8 protein-coding genes are annotated in these 16,719 nt (G+C 59.1%); 6 read left to right on the top strand and 2 right to left on the bottom strand.

The features are described 5' to 3' along the window. Positions 1 to 293: 293 nt before the first annotated feature. Both KY496_RS11605 and KY496_RS11600 read left to right on the top strand, forming a co-directional pair. The gene (locus tag KY496_RS11605) at positions 294 to 2,573 is read left to right on the top strand and encodes an ABC transporter ATP-binding protein (RefSeq protein WP_081589822.1); all 2,280 of its coding nucleotides are present in this window, start codon (positions 294 to 296) and stop codon (positions 2,571 to 2,573) included. Then, positions 2,574 to 3,056, top strand: a complete 483-nt coding sequence (locus KY496_RS11600; RefSeq protein ID WP_184240356.1) for a DUF1854 domain-containing protein — start codon at positions 2,574 to 2,576, stop codon at positions 3,054 to 3,056. A gap of 4 nt (positions 3,057 to 3,060) precedes the next feature. Here the strand turns inward: KY496_RS11600 and KY496_RS11595 are convergent, their stop codons facing one another. Together KY496_RS11595 and KY496_RS11590 are read right to left on the bottom strand one after the other, a co-directional pair. Further along, positions 3,061 to 5,565: a hypothetical protein gene (locus tag KY496_RS11595; protein WP_219864817.1), complete on the bottom strand. Its 2,505-nt coding sequence runs from the start codon at positions 5,563 to 5,565 to the stop codon at positions 3,061 to 3,063. A 47-nt stretch (positions 5,566 to 5,612) separates the two neighbouring features. Next, positions 5,613 to 8,195: a P-loop NTPase fold protein gene (locus tag KY496_RS11590; RefSeq protein WP_219864816.1), complete on the bottom strand. Its 2,583-nt coding sequence runs from the start codon at positions 8,193 to 8,195 to the stop codon at positions 5,613 to 5,615. Between the two features lie 420 nt (positions 8,196 to 8,615). On the opposite strand from KY496_RS11590, the gene KY496_RS11585 reads away from it, so the two are divergent. The 4 genes from KY496_RS11585 (at position 8,616) to KY496_RS11570 (ending at position 16,690) form a co-directional block, all read left to right on the top strand. Then, positions 8,616 to 9,152 carry a pyridoxamine 5'-phosphate oxidase family protein gene (locus KY496_RS11585; protein ID WP_219864815.1) on the top strand — a complete coding sequence of 179 codons (537 nt, stop codon included), beginning with the start codon at positions 8,616 to 8,618 and terminating at the stop codon, positions 9,150 to 9,152. A 17-nt stretch (positions 9,153 to 9,169) separates the two neighbouring features. After that, positions 9,170 to 10,417: a glycosyltransferase gene (locus KY496_RS11580; RefSeq protein ID WP_219864814.1), complete on the top strand. Its 1,248-nt coding sequence runs from the start codon at positions 9,170 to 9,172 to the stop codon at positions 10,415 to 10,417. Positions 10,418 to 10,495: 78 nt separating this feature from the next. Beyond that, complete coding sequence (uvrA, locus tag KY496_RS11575; RefSeq protein ID WP_219864813.1) at positions 10,496 to 13,033, top strand: excinuclease ABC subunit UvrA; 2,538 nt, start codon at positions 10,496 to 10,498, stop codon at positions 13,031 to 13,033. 174 nt (positions 13,034 to 13,207) lie between these two features. Beyond that, the gene (locus KY496_RS11570) at positions 13,208 to 16,690 is read left to right on the top strand and encodes a response regulator (protein ID WP_219864812.1); all 3,483 of its coding nucleotides are present in this window, start codon (positions 13,208 to 13,210) and stop codon (positions 16,688 to 16,690) included. Positions 16,691 to 16,719: the final 29 nt, after the last annotated feature.

The raw sequence follows: 16,719 nt of genomic DNA, 5'->3' as shown, positions 1-16,719 counted from the left end.
AATCACTTTTGCCACCTGGCGCCTCTCTCGCGCTGGCGACTTGTCCTTGTCTGCCCGACTTCCAAAACGGTGCCGAAAGCGGCCGCGACCCGCCGAATACAGGTACACTTGCCGGCCTGCTGCGCCGCAACATTCCTACTAACACGTTTCTCGTGTCATCCAAACGATACGCACAAACGTTCTAGCGCTCTGTGGAGCGTTTCACGCAACGGCGTAACGACGGTCCTTGTGCATCGCCGGTTCGGCGCCATGTCCACCCTTAGAGAACAAAAGCCTGTTATCGGGCGCAATACATGACAACTCAACAACCTGCTATTCCACCGTCGCTTGCGGTAGCCGCCAGTTCCGTACCTGAACGGTGGCAAAGTGACGTCGCGAAACAGCTTGCACCAGGGGAAAACGTTTTAAGCAGCGTGGAGGTTGACCTCGACGCGAAATTACATTTTTCAAAAGGCCTGTTGCTGGTGACGAATCGCCGCCTGCTGGCGCGCGCGCCGGGCGAGACCGCGTGGCGTGACTGGCCGCACCGCGCCGGCACCGCGCTGCGCCACCATGACCACGCCGGCGTCGGGCATCTCGAGCTGGTCGACGAAGGCGGATTACTGGCCGCCTGGCGCTTCACCCTGGGCCAGAACCTGCACGCGATCCGCGTCGCCGACCAGTTCCGCGACCAGGTCCATAGCGTGGCCACCGGCGTGCCCGTGCTGCCGCCCGACCAGCACACTTGTCCAAGTTGCAAGGCACCGCTCGAGCCGGACCAGGAAGACTGCCCGATCTGCGAAAAAGTGCTGCATACGCCGCCGTCGACCTGGACCTTGTTCCGCCTGTGGCGCTTCGCCAAGCCCTATAAAGGGCAGCTGCTGCTGGGCTTCCTGCTGATGCTGGGCTCGACCGGCGCGCACATGATCCCGCCGTACCTGACGATGCCGCTGATGGACAATGTCCTGATCCCGTACCAGAACGGGCAGGCGATCGACACCAGTCTTGTCTATTTATACATGGGCGGCCTGTTCGGCGCCGCACTGCTGGCCTGGCTGCTGGGCTGGGCCAAGACCTATGTGCTGGCGCTGGCGTCCGAACGCATCGGCGCGGACCTGCGCTCGACCACCTATGAACACCTGATGCGGCTGTCGCTCGAATTTTTCGGCGGCAAGCGCACCGGCGACCTGATGGCGCGTATCGGCAGCGGCTCGGACCGGATCTGCGTCTTCCTGTCGCTGCACCTGCTCGACTTCCTGTCGGACGTCCTGATGATCATCATGACGGGCCTCATCCTGTTTACCATCAACCCGTGGCTGGCCGTGGTGACCCTGCTGCCGCTGCCGTTCATCGCGTGGATGATCCACATCGTGCGCGACAAGCTGCGCACCGGCTTCGAAAAGATCGACCGCGTCTGGGGCGAGGTGACCAATGTGCTGGCCGACACCATCCCCGGCATCCGGGTGGTGAAGGCCTTTGCCCAGGAAAAGCGCGAGGCGGCCCGCTTCCGCGAAGCCAACAAGCACAATCTGGCGGTCAACGACAAGCTGAACCGGGTGTGGTCGCTGTTCTCGCCGACCGTGTCGTTCCTGACCGAACTCGGCTTGCTCGTGATCTGGTGCTTCGGCATCTGGCAGGTGTCGCGCGGCGACATCACGGTGGGCACGCTGTCGGCCTTCATCGCCTACAGCGGCCGTTTCTACGTGCGCCTGGATTCGATGAGCCGCATCGTGTCGGTGACGCAAAAATCGGCCTCGGCCGCCAAGCGCATCTTCGACATCCTCGACCACGTCTCGAGCGTGCCGGACCCGGTCAATCCGGTGAAGGTCGACAAGATCGAGGGCAATATCGAGCTGCGCGAAGTCGGTTTCCGTTACGGCAACCGCGCGGTCAACCGCGGCATCTCGCTCAAGATCAAGGCCGGCGAAATGGTCGGTCTGGTGGGCCACAGCGGTTCGGGCAAGAGCACGCTGGTCAACCTGATCTGCCGTTTCTACGACGTGGCCGAAGGCGCGATCCTGCTCGATGGCCAGGACATCCGCTCGTTTGCCGTGGCCGATTACCGCCGCAACATCGGCCTGGTGCTGCAGGAGCCGTTCTTGTTCTTCGGCACGATCGCAGAGAATATCGCCTATGGCAAACCGAACGCAACGCGCGAAGAGATCATCGCGTCGGCGCGCGCTGCCCACGCCCACGAATTCATCCTGCGCCTGCCGCAGGGCTACGATTCGATGGTCGGCGAGCGCGGCCAGGGCTTGTCGGGCGGCGAGCGCCAGCGCATCTCGATCGCGCGCGCGCTGTTGATCGATCCGCCGATCCTGATCCTGGACGAAGCGACCTCGTCGGTGGACTCGGAAACCGAAAAGGAAATCCAGAAGGCGCTCGACAACCTGGTGCAGGGCCGCACCACGATCGCCATCGCGCACCGCCTGTCGACCCTGCACCGGGCCGATCGCCTGGTGGTGCTGGACCGCGGCGTGGTGGTCGAAGAGGGCAGTCACGACGAGCTGATGGCGCGCGAAGGCGCTTACCACCGGTTGTACGAAGCGCAGGCGCGCAACGTGGACCAGGACCTGGACGACAAGGACGCATAAATGACATCGACTACGTTGAATACGGCCTTCCAGCTGCGCCGCGACAGCTTCGGCAAACTCGTCATCACCCTGGAAAACGGCGAGGAATGGGTCGGCGTGACGCCGGTGCGCGCCTTCCCGATCCAGGCGCCGACCAAGGGCATCTCGCTGGTGCGCGACGGCGGCAAGGAAGTCGCCTGGATCGACGACCTGGCCGACATGCCGGACACGATCCGCACCCTGATCCGCGAGGAAATCGAAGGCCGCGAGTTCATTCCCGAGATCCTGGCCATCATGGACGTGTCGAGCTTCGCCACCCCCTGCACCTGGTTCGTGAAAACCGACCGCGGCGACACCGAGTTCGTGCTGAAGGTGGACGAGGACATCCGCCGCATCGGCGAAGCCTCGCTGCTGGTGGCGGACAACCACGGCATCAACTTCCTGGTGCGCGATATGTTCAAGATCGACAAGCACAGCCGCAAGATCCTCGACCGCTTCTTATAATAATCTATCGCAGTAATGGGTGATGAAAGCGATATTGCCGTCCTCGTTCATTAATAGGCGTCAAATATTGCATAGCTGATTTATCACCCAATCCAATTTCTCTCAAAGTTGCATATAATTGATAGAACTCACTATTCAGGTCGCCAGCGAATATGCCCGGATCATCTGATCCTAGTGATACCATAATTTCCGGATCGCCATCTTTTAGGTGGCCGGGGACACGCATCCAACGCAAAGAGTGATGCTCCTTGAAGCTATTGTATAAGCTAATCCTAACGTTGCTTGATGGTAATGTCTCTACTACCACTTTTCTGACCTTAATTTCTTCCATTAGTGCCTGTTGGACTCGCACATACACGTTTGGCGATAAATAACCTGTGTCAACAGGTATCATCGCTTCACTTCGAGCCCACAGGCCAGGGTCGGTAAGCCACATATTCAAATATTCCAGATCATCTGTCCGGTGCAAACGGGCATCAGCAACCAGACGTGCCTCTTCACGCCAGATGTCACTTGTTGAGGCATTACGCCAGTTCCAATCCGGATCGGCAGAATCCATAAGGTAACGGATATTTAGAATTCGCAACTCCATGCTTCTAGCGAGGCGCGAGCAACTTATATCTAATCCAAATATGTGACTCGCGGTGTCTGCCAAATCACATTCGACTTTGTACGCCTCCGCGACAGCATCAGGTAGTCTGCGAAGCAGACGCCACGTGGCGAGCAATGTAAGCATCCATTCACCAGCTTTTATAAAAAGCCGGCTGGGCATCCGATCGATCCAAAGTTGAGGTGAAATACCCATGGCAGTGCCGTGGCCTATACGGTCTCCCTCGCGCAGGTCTAGGAATTCAACTGCCTCTAGAATTTGCGTTATTCCAGTAAGAATGTGTGGGAAATCCTCTCCGACGTGATAGGATCGACGGGTTATTCCAGCGCGCTGAAGAACCCTATAACAACTCGCAAAAACTTCTGGTGGAGCATGCAGTTCATTAGCTGCGGCGTCGATCCCACGAATCCAGTTATGAAGCTTTGGCCAATGACTAAACATCAGTAGAAGCGTATTAGATTTGGCCTCCAAATCTCGCCTCAGAGAATAAAATCTATAAGGACCGGATTTACTTGAATTCTCGTGTGACCAAGGCTGTTTGATGAAGTGGGAAACTAAAGCTAGCCGTTGGTGTCGCGTAATATTGGGCTGACTCGATAAGAAGAATTGTTCCAATCGGTCAAGTAGTAATGTGAGAGACTTCGAAGAATTATTGCAAGAGTACCCAGTTGTTGCGGAATATAAATAGTTTAGGTATCCAGATAATATGGAATAGACGAGCTCATAATTTTTCTTGAGGCTTGATTTCGGCGCAAAGCGTCCTTCTAGGTAGTTTATTCGCGATTTACCAGTGTTGCTCCCATGCATGGCCATGAATCTAAAGAAATATTGCTGTTCAGCTGGCTCTCGGAGGTCTGTGAATGTTAGTTTTTGAAACTGATCAAAACCTGACTGCTCCTCATTCTGTACAAGAAGACGGTAATATTGGCTCTGTATGAGCAAATAGATGTGAAGCAAGCGGTCAGCAGTAGTACTTACTGTATTCCCTAGTCTTCGAATGACTTCAGTCATCCATGATTTTTCTTCTGAAATTCGAAGTGCATCTGATTTAATTTTTCCACCATTTGTACTTAGCGGCGCGGGTGGAATATTATTTAAAAGGCACGTGTAGGATCTAGGGAGAATGGCGTTTGCGCTAATGTTATTTCTTGCAAATTCTATTAGCCAGAGTCTGGCGTTTCGAGCAACAATTAATTGATTGTAGAGCTCGCTCGGGTTTAGGTCTGGATTGATAGACTTAGCCAGCTCCTTTATCTTTGATGAGTTGGGATTGGCAATATTGTTCCATTGCTTGTTGAAATCTCTCGTCTCGCGCTGTGGGTCGATTAAAGCGCGAAGCCAGCAAATTTCAGCGTGGGTGCTGCCATTGAGATGTAGGTGAGTTTCATTTAAGCCTTCATGATTTATATAGTCTTCTACCAAGGCATCTTCAGGCGAGATTAATGGCGAGTAGAGTGGTGCTGAATCAAGACTAGATTTTCCCTGTACATTACCAGGGAAGGAAAAGCATGCTTCTGCTGCTGATTGAATCGGCAAGCCGCTCATTCGGCTTAGAATGCCTTGTTGCCACTTATTGAATTTTGAAATTTTTAAGATCTGACGCCCATGTTTTTGCTCAATGAATTCATGGGCAAGACTAGTCAATGCCAAGCGGCACCAATTCGAGTGTGCTTTTCCAGGCTTTTCTTCAGATTCTATAATTCTTCGCCAAGCGCTTTCGAAAACGTGATCCGGTAACCGTGCCTCCCATGAAAGATAGCTCAAGTAGGTCGCCTCTCTGAGTTCAACCTCTAAAAATGGCCGCTGCAGCGAGATCCTTTTCAAGGACTTTAAAATGCTATGGCTGCCAAGTGATAAGGTGGCAATAAGGCTATGGACTGAAGCGGAATTGTCATTCATTATTATAACTGGCCGTAATAATTATATTATTTTGTGTTTCTGTTATTTCACTGCCATTTCCATCCGGCAATATATGTGTTTTCAATGAACTCCCAATGCGATTCGTCGCAGAGCCGGCTTTGCTTTCGATCCTCGCTCATATTTGGAATTAGTCGATCTAGCATTGGGGCATATAACAGACTTGATCGCAAAAGACCCAAGATTAGCGGGCAGCTAGCAATTAGGAATGTGAGTGGTAAGTTATCCCTGTTAACTAGTGGGCTCTTAAATTTATTGACGACGACCGATGGGGATGTCTGAGGATTAGACCGATCGATCATTCCTGCTTTACTGCGATTTTGCATCGAATTGCTAAGTAGGTGGTGATCCCATTCTTCAACTAAGCAAGCGTTGATCGCGCATAATGCAAAGCGTTCCATCAGGCTAGCTGCTGAGACCATGCCGCGACCATTCTCAGATGCCTTTTCTAAGCTAAAATATAGTCTTGTCCATATCTTCCCAGCTAAGATTGCTGAGGGATGAATCTCGCTTCTGAGATCAGCAGTTGCTTTGATCCAGTCAACAACGTTGCCGACAATCTCTTCTAAGCCCGCGACCTCAAGTTCAGCTAACAAGTCGGGATCGAAGACTCCATCGTCTTCATCATCATCTGGGGCAACTGGAGAAGAATTTTCCCAACTAGGGCGTGAAATGGTTGGAGTTTTTGCTACCTTCGTAATAATTTTGGCGACGTCATTCTTAAGTCTTGCTCCCGCACCGGGGGCAAGGCTTAAAAGGCGATCGATAAGCCCAAGGATGTTGAAGATTGATGCATAAGTTCGGCTGCCTTGTCCAGACACATCTACTAAGCTGAATGCAAACGTTGGGATGCGGGCCGTTGAAGCTATACAGTTTTCTAACGACCGCTTAACCGTTGTGTAATTCTCGTCGGTTGCTCGATGAGGCTTACGCTTGTTGAGGCCAATGATTCCAAAGTCGACGACTGGGCGAGGAGGTGCTGGTACGTACATCGGCGAAAGTACTGCGGTCGCGTGCCAGGCCCAGTTTAAGGCGTCCTCTTTACGTCCAATCCCAAGATATTCCTTAAACTGTGCGCGCAGTTTTGCTGGGTCTGAACGTCCTTGATTCTGCTGGTATGTGTGACTATAGAGGGACACGCTGCCAGGGCCGGAGAAAATATATCTTAGTAACGCTTCTGGTTTTTCTGCGCAGAGCAATGCCATGTCTGCCGAAAGTGCTGAGAAGCAATTTTTTAAGGCGGGATTACTCGGTTGTGGTCGTAGATAAGACCCCGTGTCAACATCGCCGTTAATCAGAGTTAGTTCAAAAACAGCTTCTATTAGCGTAGGCAACTCGTGCGCGCTAATTGAATCAACGTCAATGTTGTATTTATACAGGCTGCCAAGTGCCATCGTGCGTAAACTGTGACTTACTAGTTCTGATAAGTCGTAGTCCCAAGCTGAGCTTTTATCTCCATCATTGTCGTCAATTTCCAAAGATCGAGAACAGCGTGATAGAACTTGTAATATTGAGCGAAGAGGTTGCTTTAGGAGAAATTCATAATGTAATAAAATATCTCTGGAATCGTTGATACGCAGTCCACGACGCAAGATCTCATGAATCACCGACTTCGGAGAACGTGGCGACCACCTTTCGCTAGTGAACTCGAACTGATATACATTTCTCTTAGGTGATGAATTTAGTTCAAGGAGGTTCCACAGCGGGCGCAGTTGAATTCGACGCCGAATTGGAAACAACTTAAGTAAATACTGTTCTTCAAGGTGGTCAATCATCCTGACCCGTTGTTCGTTTCGCTCAGAGTCAAGTTTATTTAGTCGGTCGCCTAGATTGCTATAAAAATGGTCCCTGACGATTTGTGAGTACAATTCCATGTCACCTGTTACTAAAATCAACAGGTTTGGAGTGTCGAGGTACATTCGGATGCATTCCAATACCTCGCGTGCGTGCACTGCATTTGTGTCTGCATCATCGAATGCCAAAATTAAAGCCTTCACTTTTAGAAGGTCGCAGGCTGATTTTATTAAATCGTGGAGATTTTCGCGGAAAGTTGTGCCGGACGCTGCACGGTCTAGACCCCAATCAAGGAATAGCTCCGGATCGATATCTCCGATTCGGTTTGAATTCTTGGCGAAAAGGCTTAAGCCTCCAGCGAGACGTCGGAATTTATGTCGCAGATTCTCAGCTGTTGATTCGAGTCCGAACGATGAGTTTTGATGAATATGCCTCTCGATAAGCTCTTGAATTGATTTAAGGACTGGCAACAGAATGATTTCACCTATCTCAATTCTGCTCGGGTCAATATAAGCTAAGGAGTGGGCCTCGATACGAGCCTCCGTTGGTAGTGCGCGGTACGCTGACTGCAAAAATGTTGATTTGCCTGCTCCTCTAGTCCCATCGATGAAATAGACATATCCGCTTCCCGGCGGATTTGGAGCGTTCGCCATAGATCTATTCGCGGCTAAGTCGTCGCGGATTTCTTGAAGCAAATTATCGTAGGCGAGGCGTTGAATCAATTCCGATGCGATAACAGGACTGCTAATGTCACTAGCGTCGAGATTGATTTGGATTGTTTCTATCGATGAAGTATGTCGAGAATTTGATTTGTTCATGGAAAATATTTGAAATTTGAACTTCTTTGGGTATGGGCATTAAATTTAATCTCGACCAAATTCGTTCTATTAATGGGGCGGAAAGTGGAGGGAAAAGCTACTTTATTCAAATCACATAATTTGCGCTCTTGTCGCGTTCTGGCACAATATTAAATGTTCGTCGTTACCACATGCGTTGTCAATAGCATTAACATTGGAAATCCAATATTTTACGCGTTTAGTTTTGCGGAGCTTGGTAGGGCCTCGCGTCCAGCAGCCTACAAACACTTCGCAGTTGAGCGCGGCGTCTAACGTTCTGTTATGTAAATCGCATGGATCTGACTCCACGTAGGGGTAATAGGTGTGTCTCCTAACGTAACCTGTCGCTGCGGACGAATAAAATGATTTTATTAAGTCTGCAATCAACATTAGGAGAAGACGATGGATTCCATCAACCGCAACCAACCCGAAGAAAACCGCCGCGACCTGGCCGGCGTGGACGCGATCGAGCGTATCAAGGACATGATCGACGACGCCGATTCGTGCTTCTTTTGCACCGGCAACGGCCAGGGCCCGAGCCGCGGCGTGCGTCCGATGAGCGTGCGCGAGACCGACGACGCCGGCGCCATCTGGTTCCTCAGCAGCATCGACAGCCACAAGAACCAGGAATTGCAGGCCAATCCGAGCGTCAAGCTGTTCTTCCAGTCGGGCAAGCATTCCGGCTTCCTGGAGCTGGACGGCCACGCCGAGATCTCGCAAGACAAGGCGCGCATCAAGCAATTGTGGAACTCGGTGCTCAAGACCTGGTTCACCGAGGGCGAGGACGATCCGCGCATCACCGTCATCAAGATCACGCCCAGGACCGGCTATTACTGGGACAACAAGCACGGCGACACGGTGGCCGGCGTCAAGGTCGCGGTCGGCGCGGTGATCGGCAAGACGCTGGATGATTCGATCGAAGGTACACTGTCCTTCTAATATAAAGAGGAGGGCGGGTGCATTTCATCCTGGCGACGATCGGCTCGGCCGGCGACCTGTTTCCCTTCCTCTGGATCGGCCGCGCGCTGCGCGAGCGCGGCAACCGGGTCGATTTCCTCGGCCCGCAGCAGCATGCGCAATATGTCGAGGCGGCCGGGCTCACTTTCCACGGTTTGCCGGCCGACATGGCGGTGCTCGACCATCCCGACCTGTGGCACGCCACCCGCGGCCTTGCCGTGGTGTGGGAAGCGACGCGGCCGGCGATGGCGCAGCTGCCGCGGGTGGTCGAGGCGCTCGCCCGCAAACAGCCGAACGAGCGGCGCGTGCTGCTGGTGCATCCGCTGGCCTTGCCGGAAGCCGACCTTTGCCGCCACGCCTGTCCCGGCCTGAAGATCGCGGCGGCCTGGCTGGCGCCGTCCAACCTGCCGACCGTGCACGATCCGCTGCTGCTCGGCCCCTGGCCGGTGCCCACCTGGGTGCCGCATGGCGCGCGCCGCTGGCTGTGGCGTGCGCTGGCGGCGCGCTTCCTCGACCCGGTGGCGCTGCCCAGCCTGAACACGGCGCGCGTGGCACGGGGCTTGCCGCAAGTCGACAGCATGGTTAATACCATCCCGTCCATCCCCGACCTGTCGCTGGCCCTGTTCCCCGACTGGTTCGCCGCGCCGCCACCGGATTGGCCCCGGCCGCTCTACCAGGCCGGCTTCCCGCTCTATGACCCGGACCCGAATGCCGCGCCGAGCGCCCGGCTGCGCGCGTTTCTTGACGGCGGCGCGCCGCCGGTCGTGTTCACGCCCGGCACCGGCAACCGCCAGGCGCGCGGCTATTTCGAAGCGGCGGCGCAGGCGGTGACCAAACTCGGCCTGCGCGCGGTGTTCCTGACGCCGCACGTCGAACAGTTGCCGGCCACGCTCGCCCCCAGCATCTGCTGGCAGGAATACGTCCCGTTGAAGGCCTTGCTGCCCCATGTGGCGGCCCTGGTCCATCACGGCGGCATCGGCACCACGGCCGAAGCCTTGCGCGCGGGCACGCCGCAACTGGTGGTGCCGCTGGCCCACGACCAGTTCGACAATGCGGCGCGGGTGGTGGCGATGGGCGCCGGCGCCAGCCTGCATGCGGCGCGCGTCACGCCGGCGCGCATGGCGAAGGCCTTGCAGCGCGTGGTCGGGAACCCGCAGGTCGCGGCGCAGAGCGCCGCGCTCGCCGCGCGCTTCGCGGGGCAGGGCGGCGTCGATGGGGTCTGTGCGCGCCTGGAAACCCTGGCTTGACCGCATTGTTGGCAAGCGCACCGACGTCGGGCGATGGCAGGCGTCCAATGAGGCTTTCTCGATGATGCCGGAGGGCAGATGCCCAACAAAACTTCCAACAAGAAAAAAAACATGGCCGAAGACGGCTACGTCCATGTGCGCGGCGCGCGCGAACACAATCTGAAGAACGTCGACCTCGACATCCCGCGCGGACAGCTGGTGGTGTTCACCGGCGTGTCCGGCTCGGGCAAGTCGTCGCTGGCCTTCGGCACCCTGTACGCCGAAGCCCAGCGGCGCTACCTGGAATCGGTCTCGCCCTATGCGCGCCGCCTGTTCCACCAGATGCCGGTGCCCGAGGTCGACGAGATCGAAGGCTTGCCGCCGGCCGTCGCCCTGCAGCAGCAGCGCGGCACGCCCACCGCGCGCTCGTCGGTCGGCAGCGTCAGCACCTTGAGCAATTCCCTGCGCATGCTGTATTCGCGCGCCGGCGATTATCCGAAAGGGCAGGAGCTGCTGTATGCCGAATCCTTCTCGCCCAACACCCCGCAAGGCGCCTGCCCGCGCTGCTCGGGCATGGGCCGCATCTACGACGTGACCGAACACTCGATGGTGCCGGACGACAGCCTCACGATCCGCGAGCGGGCGATCGCCGCCTGGCCGCCGGCCTGGCATGGCCAGAACCTGCGCGACATCCTGGTCACCCTCGGCTACGACGTCGACACTCCATGGCGCGAGCTGCCGAAGAAGGACCGCGACTGGATCCTGTACACGGACGAGAGCCCGACGGTGCCGGTGTACGCCGGCCTCACGCCCAAGGAAACGAAGGCGGCATTGAAGCGCAAGGACACGCCCAGCTACCAGGGCACCTTCACCGGCGTGCGGCGCTACGTGATGCAGACCTTCGCCAATACCGAAAGCGCCTCGATGAAGAAGCGCGTGGCGCGCTACATGGTCAGCACCGCCTGTCCGGAATGCGAAGGCAAGCGCCTGCGGCGCGAGTCGCTGTCGGTCACCTTCGCCGGCCATGATATCGCCGAGATCTCGCGCCTGCCGCTGGCGCGGCTGGCCGAACTGCTCCAGCCCTACGCACAGGGAAAGGACAAGGATGATGGACACCTGCACAACGAGCAGCTGATCGTGCGCCGCCGCATTGCCGCCGACCTGGCCGCGCGCCTGGAAGTGCTGCTGGCGCTGGGCCTGGGCTACCTGGCGCTGGAGCGCAGCACGCCGACCCTGTCGCCGGGCGAGCTGCAGCGCCTGCGCCTGGCGACGCAGGTGCGATCGAGCCTGTTCGGCGTGGTGTACGTGCTCGACGAGCCATCGAGCGGCCTGCACCCGGCCGACACCGAAGCCCTGCTCGACGCGCTGGCCCAGCTGAAGGCGGCCGGCAACTCGCTGTTCGTGGTCGAACACGCGCTGGACGTGATCCGGCAAGCCGACTGGCTGGTCGACGTCGGCCCGCTCGCCGGCGAGCGTGGCGGCCAGGTGTTGTACAGCGGCGTGCCGGACGGGCTGCGCAAGGTCGAGAAGTCGCAGACCCGGCGCTACCTGTTCGGCGAAGCGCCGCCGCCCCAGCGCACCCCGCGCGAACCCACCGGCTGGCTGAAGCTCGCGGGCATCCACCGCAACAACCTGAACGACCTGGAAGTCGCTTTCCCGCTCGGCGTGCTGACCAGCGTGACCGGCGTGTCGGGCTCCGGCAAGTCGAGCCTGGTGAGCCAGGTGCTGGTCGAACTGGTGGGCCAGGCCCTGGGGCAGGGCGGCGCGGCGCAGGACGAGCAGCCGGACGAGCCGGACCTGGAACGCGACGAGGAACTGCCGCTCGAGGGCCGCATCGTGTCCGGCATGGAGGGCGTGCGGCGCCTGGTGCGGGTCGACCAGAAACCGATCGGCCGCACGCCGCGCTCGAACCTGGCGACCTATACCGGCCTGTTCGACCAGGTCAGAAAGCTGTTTGCCGCCACGGAGGATGCGAAGAAGCGCCGCTATGACGCCGGCCGCTTCTCGTTCAACGTCGCCAAGGGCCGCTGCGAGCATTGCGCCGGCGAGGGCTTCGTGATGGTCGAGCTGCTGTTCCTGCCCAGCGTCTACGCGCCATGCCCGACCTGCGAAGGGGCGCGCTACAACGCCGAGACGCTGGAGGTGACCTATCGCGGCAAGAACATCGCCGAGGTGCTGGGCATGACGGTGGGCGAGGCGATCGACTTCTTCAAGGACGAGGCGCCCGTCGAGCGCTCGCTGGAAGTACTCAATGAGGTCGGCCTGGACTACCTGCGCCTGGGCCAGCCGGCCACGGAGCTTTCCGGCGGCGAGGCGCAGCGCATCAAGCTGGCCTCCGAACTGCAGCGCGCGACACGCGGCAATGCGCTGTATGTACTGGACGAGCCGACCACCGGCCTGCACCCGGTCGACGCCGACCGCCTGATGGTGCAATTGAACCGCCTGGTCGATGCCGGCAACACCGTGATCGTGGTCGAGCACACGATGCGGGTGGTGGCCGGCAGCGATTGGGTGATCGACGTCGGCCCCGGCGCCGGCGACGAAGGCGGTTCGGTGGTGGCTTCCGGTCCACCCCAGGAAGTCGCACGCAACAAGAAAAGTCGCACTGCGCGCTACCTGGCTGCGCAGATAATTTAATGAAAGTGATAGAAACCGGCGAGCCGAGCGGTGCGCCGGTTATGTGTGCATTTTGATAAGATCGTTCCTTCGCCAGACGGGACGCGCTTACGCACGACCGTGCCGCTTTCGTGTGCGCGACATTTCACGTTTGCGTTACACTTAGGATATTTTTTTTCTAACAGAACAACAGGCATGGCCGGTCCAACCATCGAAAACAGCGAGTTTCGCCGCATTCTCACCCGTAACGTCGCGCTGCCGCTGGGCATGAGTATTGTTAGCGCGATCGTGTTTGTGGGCATCATCGCCTACCTGATCAACAGCCTGACCTGGGTCGAGCATTCCCAGAAAGTCATCGGCGGCGCCCATGAAATCCGCAAGTTGTCGGCCGAGATGGAATCGGGCATGCGCGGCTACCTGCTGGCGGGCGACGAGGAATTTCTGTCTCCCTACGTCCTGTCCAGGCAGCGCATGGCGTCCAGCCTGGATTCGCTGGGCGAACTGGTCGAGGATAACCTCGCCCAGGCCGAGCGGCTGACCCGCATCACCCAGATCCAGAAGCAGTGGGAAGCCTTCGCCCAGGAGATGATCGATCGCCGCCGGGCCAATGACATCGGCTATATCGATGCGGTCAGCAGCGGCCGCGGCAAGGCGCTGACCGACGAGATGCGCCGCAACTTCGACCTGGTGCTGGCCTCCGAGATGCGCTTGCTGCAGGAACGCAGCGATTCGGCGCGCAGCACCACGTTCTGGTCGGTGGCGGCCTTCCTGCTCCTGTCCGCGATCGTCGGCGGCAGCCTGGCCGCCTTCGGCCGGCGCCAGCTGGTGCGCCTGTCCGACACCTATAACGAGGTGCTGCGGCACGAGGCCGAGCACAACGACAAGCTGCGCCACCAGGACTGGCTGCGCACCGGCCAGAACGAACTCAATGTGCGCAGCGCCGGCCAGATCAACCTGGAGCCGCTGGCCGAGGCCGTGCTGCCCTACGTGGTGAAGTACCTCGACGGCGTGATCGGCGCCATGTACGTGCGCAGCGACGACGGCGCGATGCGCCGCATCGGCGCCTATGGTTTCAAGCACACGGACACCGAGCGCGCCGAGATCATCGCGCCGGGCGCCACGCTGGCCAGCAAGGCCGCCGAAGAAAACCGCCTGATGGTCCTCGACCAGCTGCCGCCCGACTACATCAAGGTCAGTTCGAGCCTGGGCGACACGCCGCCGCGCGCCGTGGTCATCGCGCCGTTCCACAACCACGGCAAGGTCAAGGGCGTGTTCGAGATCGCCTTCCTGCGTCCGGTGGAGCAGCGCGACCGCGAGTTCCTGGGCTTCATCGCGCAATCGGTCGGCGCCGCCATGGCTGCGGTGCTGTACCGCCAGCGCCTGCAGGACGCGCTGGAAGAAAGCCAGACCCTGAACGAGGAATTGCAGGTGCAGCAGGAAGAGCTGCGCACCGCCAACGAAGAGCTGGAAGAACAGTCGCGCGCGCTGGAAGAGTCGCAGTCGGCGCTGGAAAACCAGCAGGCCGAGCTGCGCACCACCAACGACCAGCTGGCCGAGCAGGCGCTGAACCTGGACATGAAGAACTCGGCCCTGCAATCGGCCCAGGAGCAGCTGCACCAGCGCGCGGTCGAACTCGAAAGCGCGAGCCGCTACAAGTCCGAATTCCTGGCCAATATGTCGCACGAGCTGCGCACGCCGCTGAACAGCTCCCTGATCCTGGCCAAGCTGTTGGCCGACAACACCAGCGGCAACCTGTCCGACGAACAGGTGCGCTTCGCCCAGACGATCTACTCGGCCGGCAACGACCTGCTGCAGCTGATCAACGACATCCTCGACATCTCGAAGGTCGAGGCGGGCAAGCTGGAACTGGTGCCGGAAGACGTGCCGGTGCGGCGCGTGGTCGAGGGCCTGGCGCGCACTTTCGAGCCGCTGGCGCGCCAGAAGCAGCTCGAGTTCAAGGTCGCCGTCGATCCCGGCGTGCCGGCCAGCCTGCACACCGACCGCCAGCGCATGGAGCAGATCCTCAAGAACCTGCTGTCGAATGCGGTGAAGTTCACCGAGGTCGGCGCGGTCAGCCTGTCGGTGTCGACCACGCCTGAAGGCGACATCGCCTTCCGCGTGCAGGACACCGGCATCGGCATCGCGTCCGACCAGCAGGACAAGATCTTCGACGCCTTCCACCAGGCCGACGGCACCACCAGCCGCCGCTTCGGCGGCACCGGCCTGGGCCTGTCGATCACGCGCGACCTGACCCGCCTGCTGGGCGGCAGCGTGGCCGTGTCGAGCGCGCCGAACGAGGGCAGTGTGTTCACGCTGGTCCTGCCGCGCGGGATCCCGGCGGTGCCGGCGCCGGCCGAGCTGCCGGTCGCCTCGGCCCCGCTGCCGCATTACACGCCGGCGCCGGCGCCGAGCGCTCCGGCGTCCGCTGCGCCCGCGGCCAGCCTTGAGCCGGTCAACAGCTTCCCGGACGACCGCGACAAGCCGGCCGACGGCCGCCGCACCGTGCTGGTGGTGGAGGACGAGGCGCCGTTCGCGCGCATCCTGTACGACCTGGCGCGCGAACTTGATTACCGCTGCCTGGTGGCGATGAGCGCCGACGAGGGCCTGGCGCTGGCCGTCAGCCAGCGTCCGGACGCCGTGCTGCTGGACGTGCGCCTGCCGGACCGCTCGGGCCTGACCGTGCTGCAGCAACTGAAGGACAATCCGTCGACCCGCCACATTCCGGTGCACGTCATCTCGAGCATCGAGAACGGCGGCGAAGCGCTGCACCTGGGCGCGATCGGTTATGCGCTCAAGCCGACCAGCCGCGAAGAGCTGGAGGACGTGTTCCGCAAGCTGCAGGAGAAATCGAGCCAGAAGATCAAGCGCGTGCTGCTGGTCGAGGACGACGAGCGCCAGCGCGAGAGCGTGGTGGCCCTGATCGCCGACGACGACGTCGAGATCGCGGCCGTGGGCACCGCCAGCGAGGCGCTCACGCACCTGAAGAACGAAGTCTTCGACTGCATGATCATCGACCTCAAGCTGCCCGACATGCAGGGCGGCGAGCTGCTCGAGCGCATGTCGCATGAAGAGCTGTGCTCGTTCCCGCCGGTGATCGTGTACACCGGCCGCAACCTCACGCGCGACGAAGAGGCCGAACTGCTGCGCTATTCGCGCTCGATCATCATCAAGGGCGCGCGCTCGCCGGAGCGCCTGCTGGACGAAGTGACGCTGTTCCTGCACAAGGTGGAGTCCGAGCTGTCGACCGAGCGCCAGAGCATGCTCAAGGCGGTGCGCGGACGCGACCGCGTGTTCGAAGGCCGCACCATCCTGCTGGTCGACGACGACGTGCGCAATGTGTTCGCCTTGACCTCCGCGCTGGAGCAGCGCGGGGCGAAGATCGAAGTCGGCCGGAATGGCTTCGAAGCGATTGCGAAACTGGATGAAGTGCCGGGGATCGACCTGGTGCTGATGGATATCATGATGCCGGGCATGGACGGCCTGGAAGCGACGCGCCGCATTCGCGCCGACGGCCGCTTCGACCGCCTGCCGATCATTGCCATCACCGCCAAGGCCATGAAGGACGACCAGGAGCAGTGCCTGGCCGCCGGCGCCAACGATTACCTGGCCAAACCGATTGACCTCTCCCGCCTGTACTCGCTGTTGCGGGTCTGGATGCCTACCCTGGAGCGAATTTGAGCCAACCCCCGAGCGACTTCGACATCGAA

It is taken from the genome of Massilia sp. NP310 (assembly GCF_019443485.1).
Lineage (GTDB): Bacteria > Pseudomonadota > Gammaproteobacteria > Burkholderiales > Burkholderiaceae_D > Telluria > Telluria timonae.
This window is presented reverse-complemented; position numbering and strand designations above follow the sequence as displayed.

Excerpts from the sequence above, each read along its gene's own strand:
- KY496_RS11605 (WP_081589822.1), top strand. The coding sequence starts at position 294 with ATGACAACTCAACAACCTGCTATTCCACCGTCGCTTGCGGTAGCCGCC.
- KY496_RS11600 (WP_184240356.1), top strand. The coding sequence starts at position 2,574 with ATGACATCGACTACGTTGAATACGGCCTTCCAGCTGCGCCGCGACAGC.
- KY496_RS11595 (WP_219864817.1), bottom strand. The coding sequence starts at position 5,565 with ATGAATGACAATTCCGCTTCAGTCCATAGCCTTATTGCCACCTTATCA.
- KY496_RS11590 (WP_219864816.1), bottom strand. The coding sequence starts at position 8,195 with ATGAACAAATCAAATTCTCGACATACTTCATCGATAGAAACAATCCAA.
- KY496_RS11585 (WP_219864815.1), top strand. The coding sequence starts at position 8,616 with ATGGATTCCATCAACCGCAACCAACCCGAAGAAAACCGCCGCGACCTG.
- uvrA (WP_219864813.1), top strand. The coding sequence starts at position 10,496 with ATGCCCAACAAAACTTCCAACAAGAAAAAAAACATGGCCGAAGACGGC.
- KY496_RS11570 (WP_219864812.1), top strand. The coding sequence starts at position 13,208 with ATGGCCGGTCCAACCATCGAAAACAGCGAGTTTCGCCGCATTCTCACC.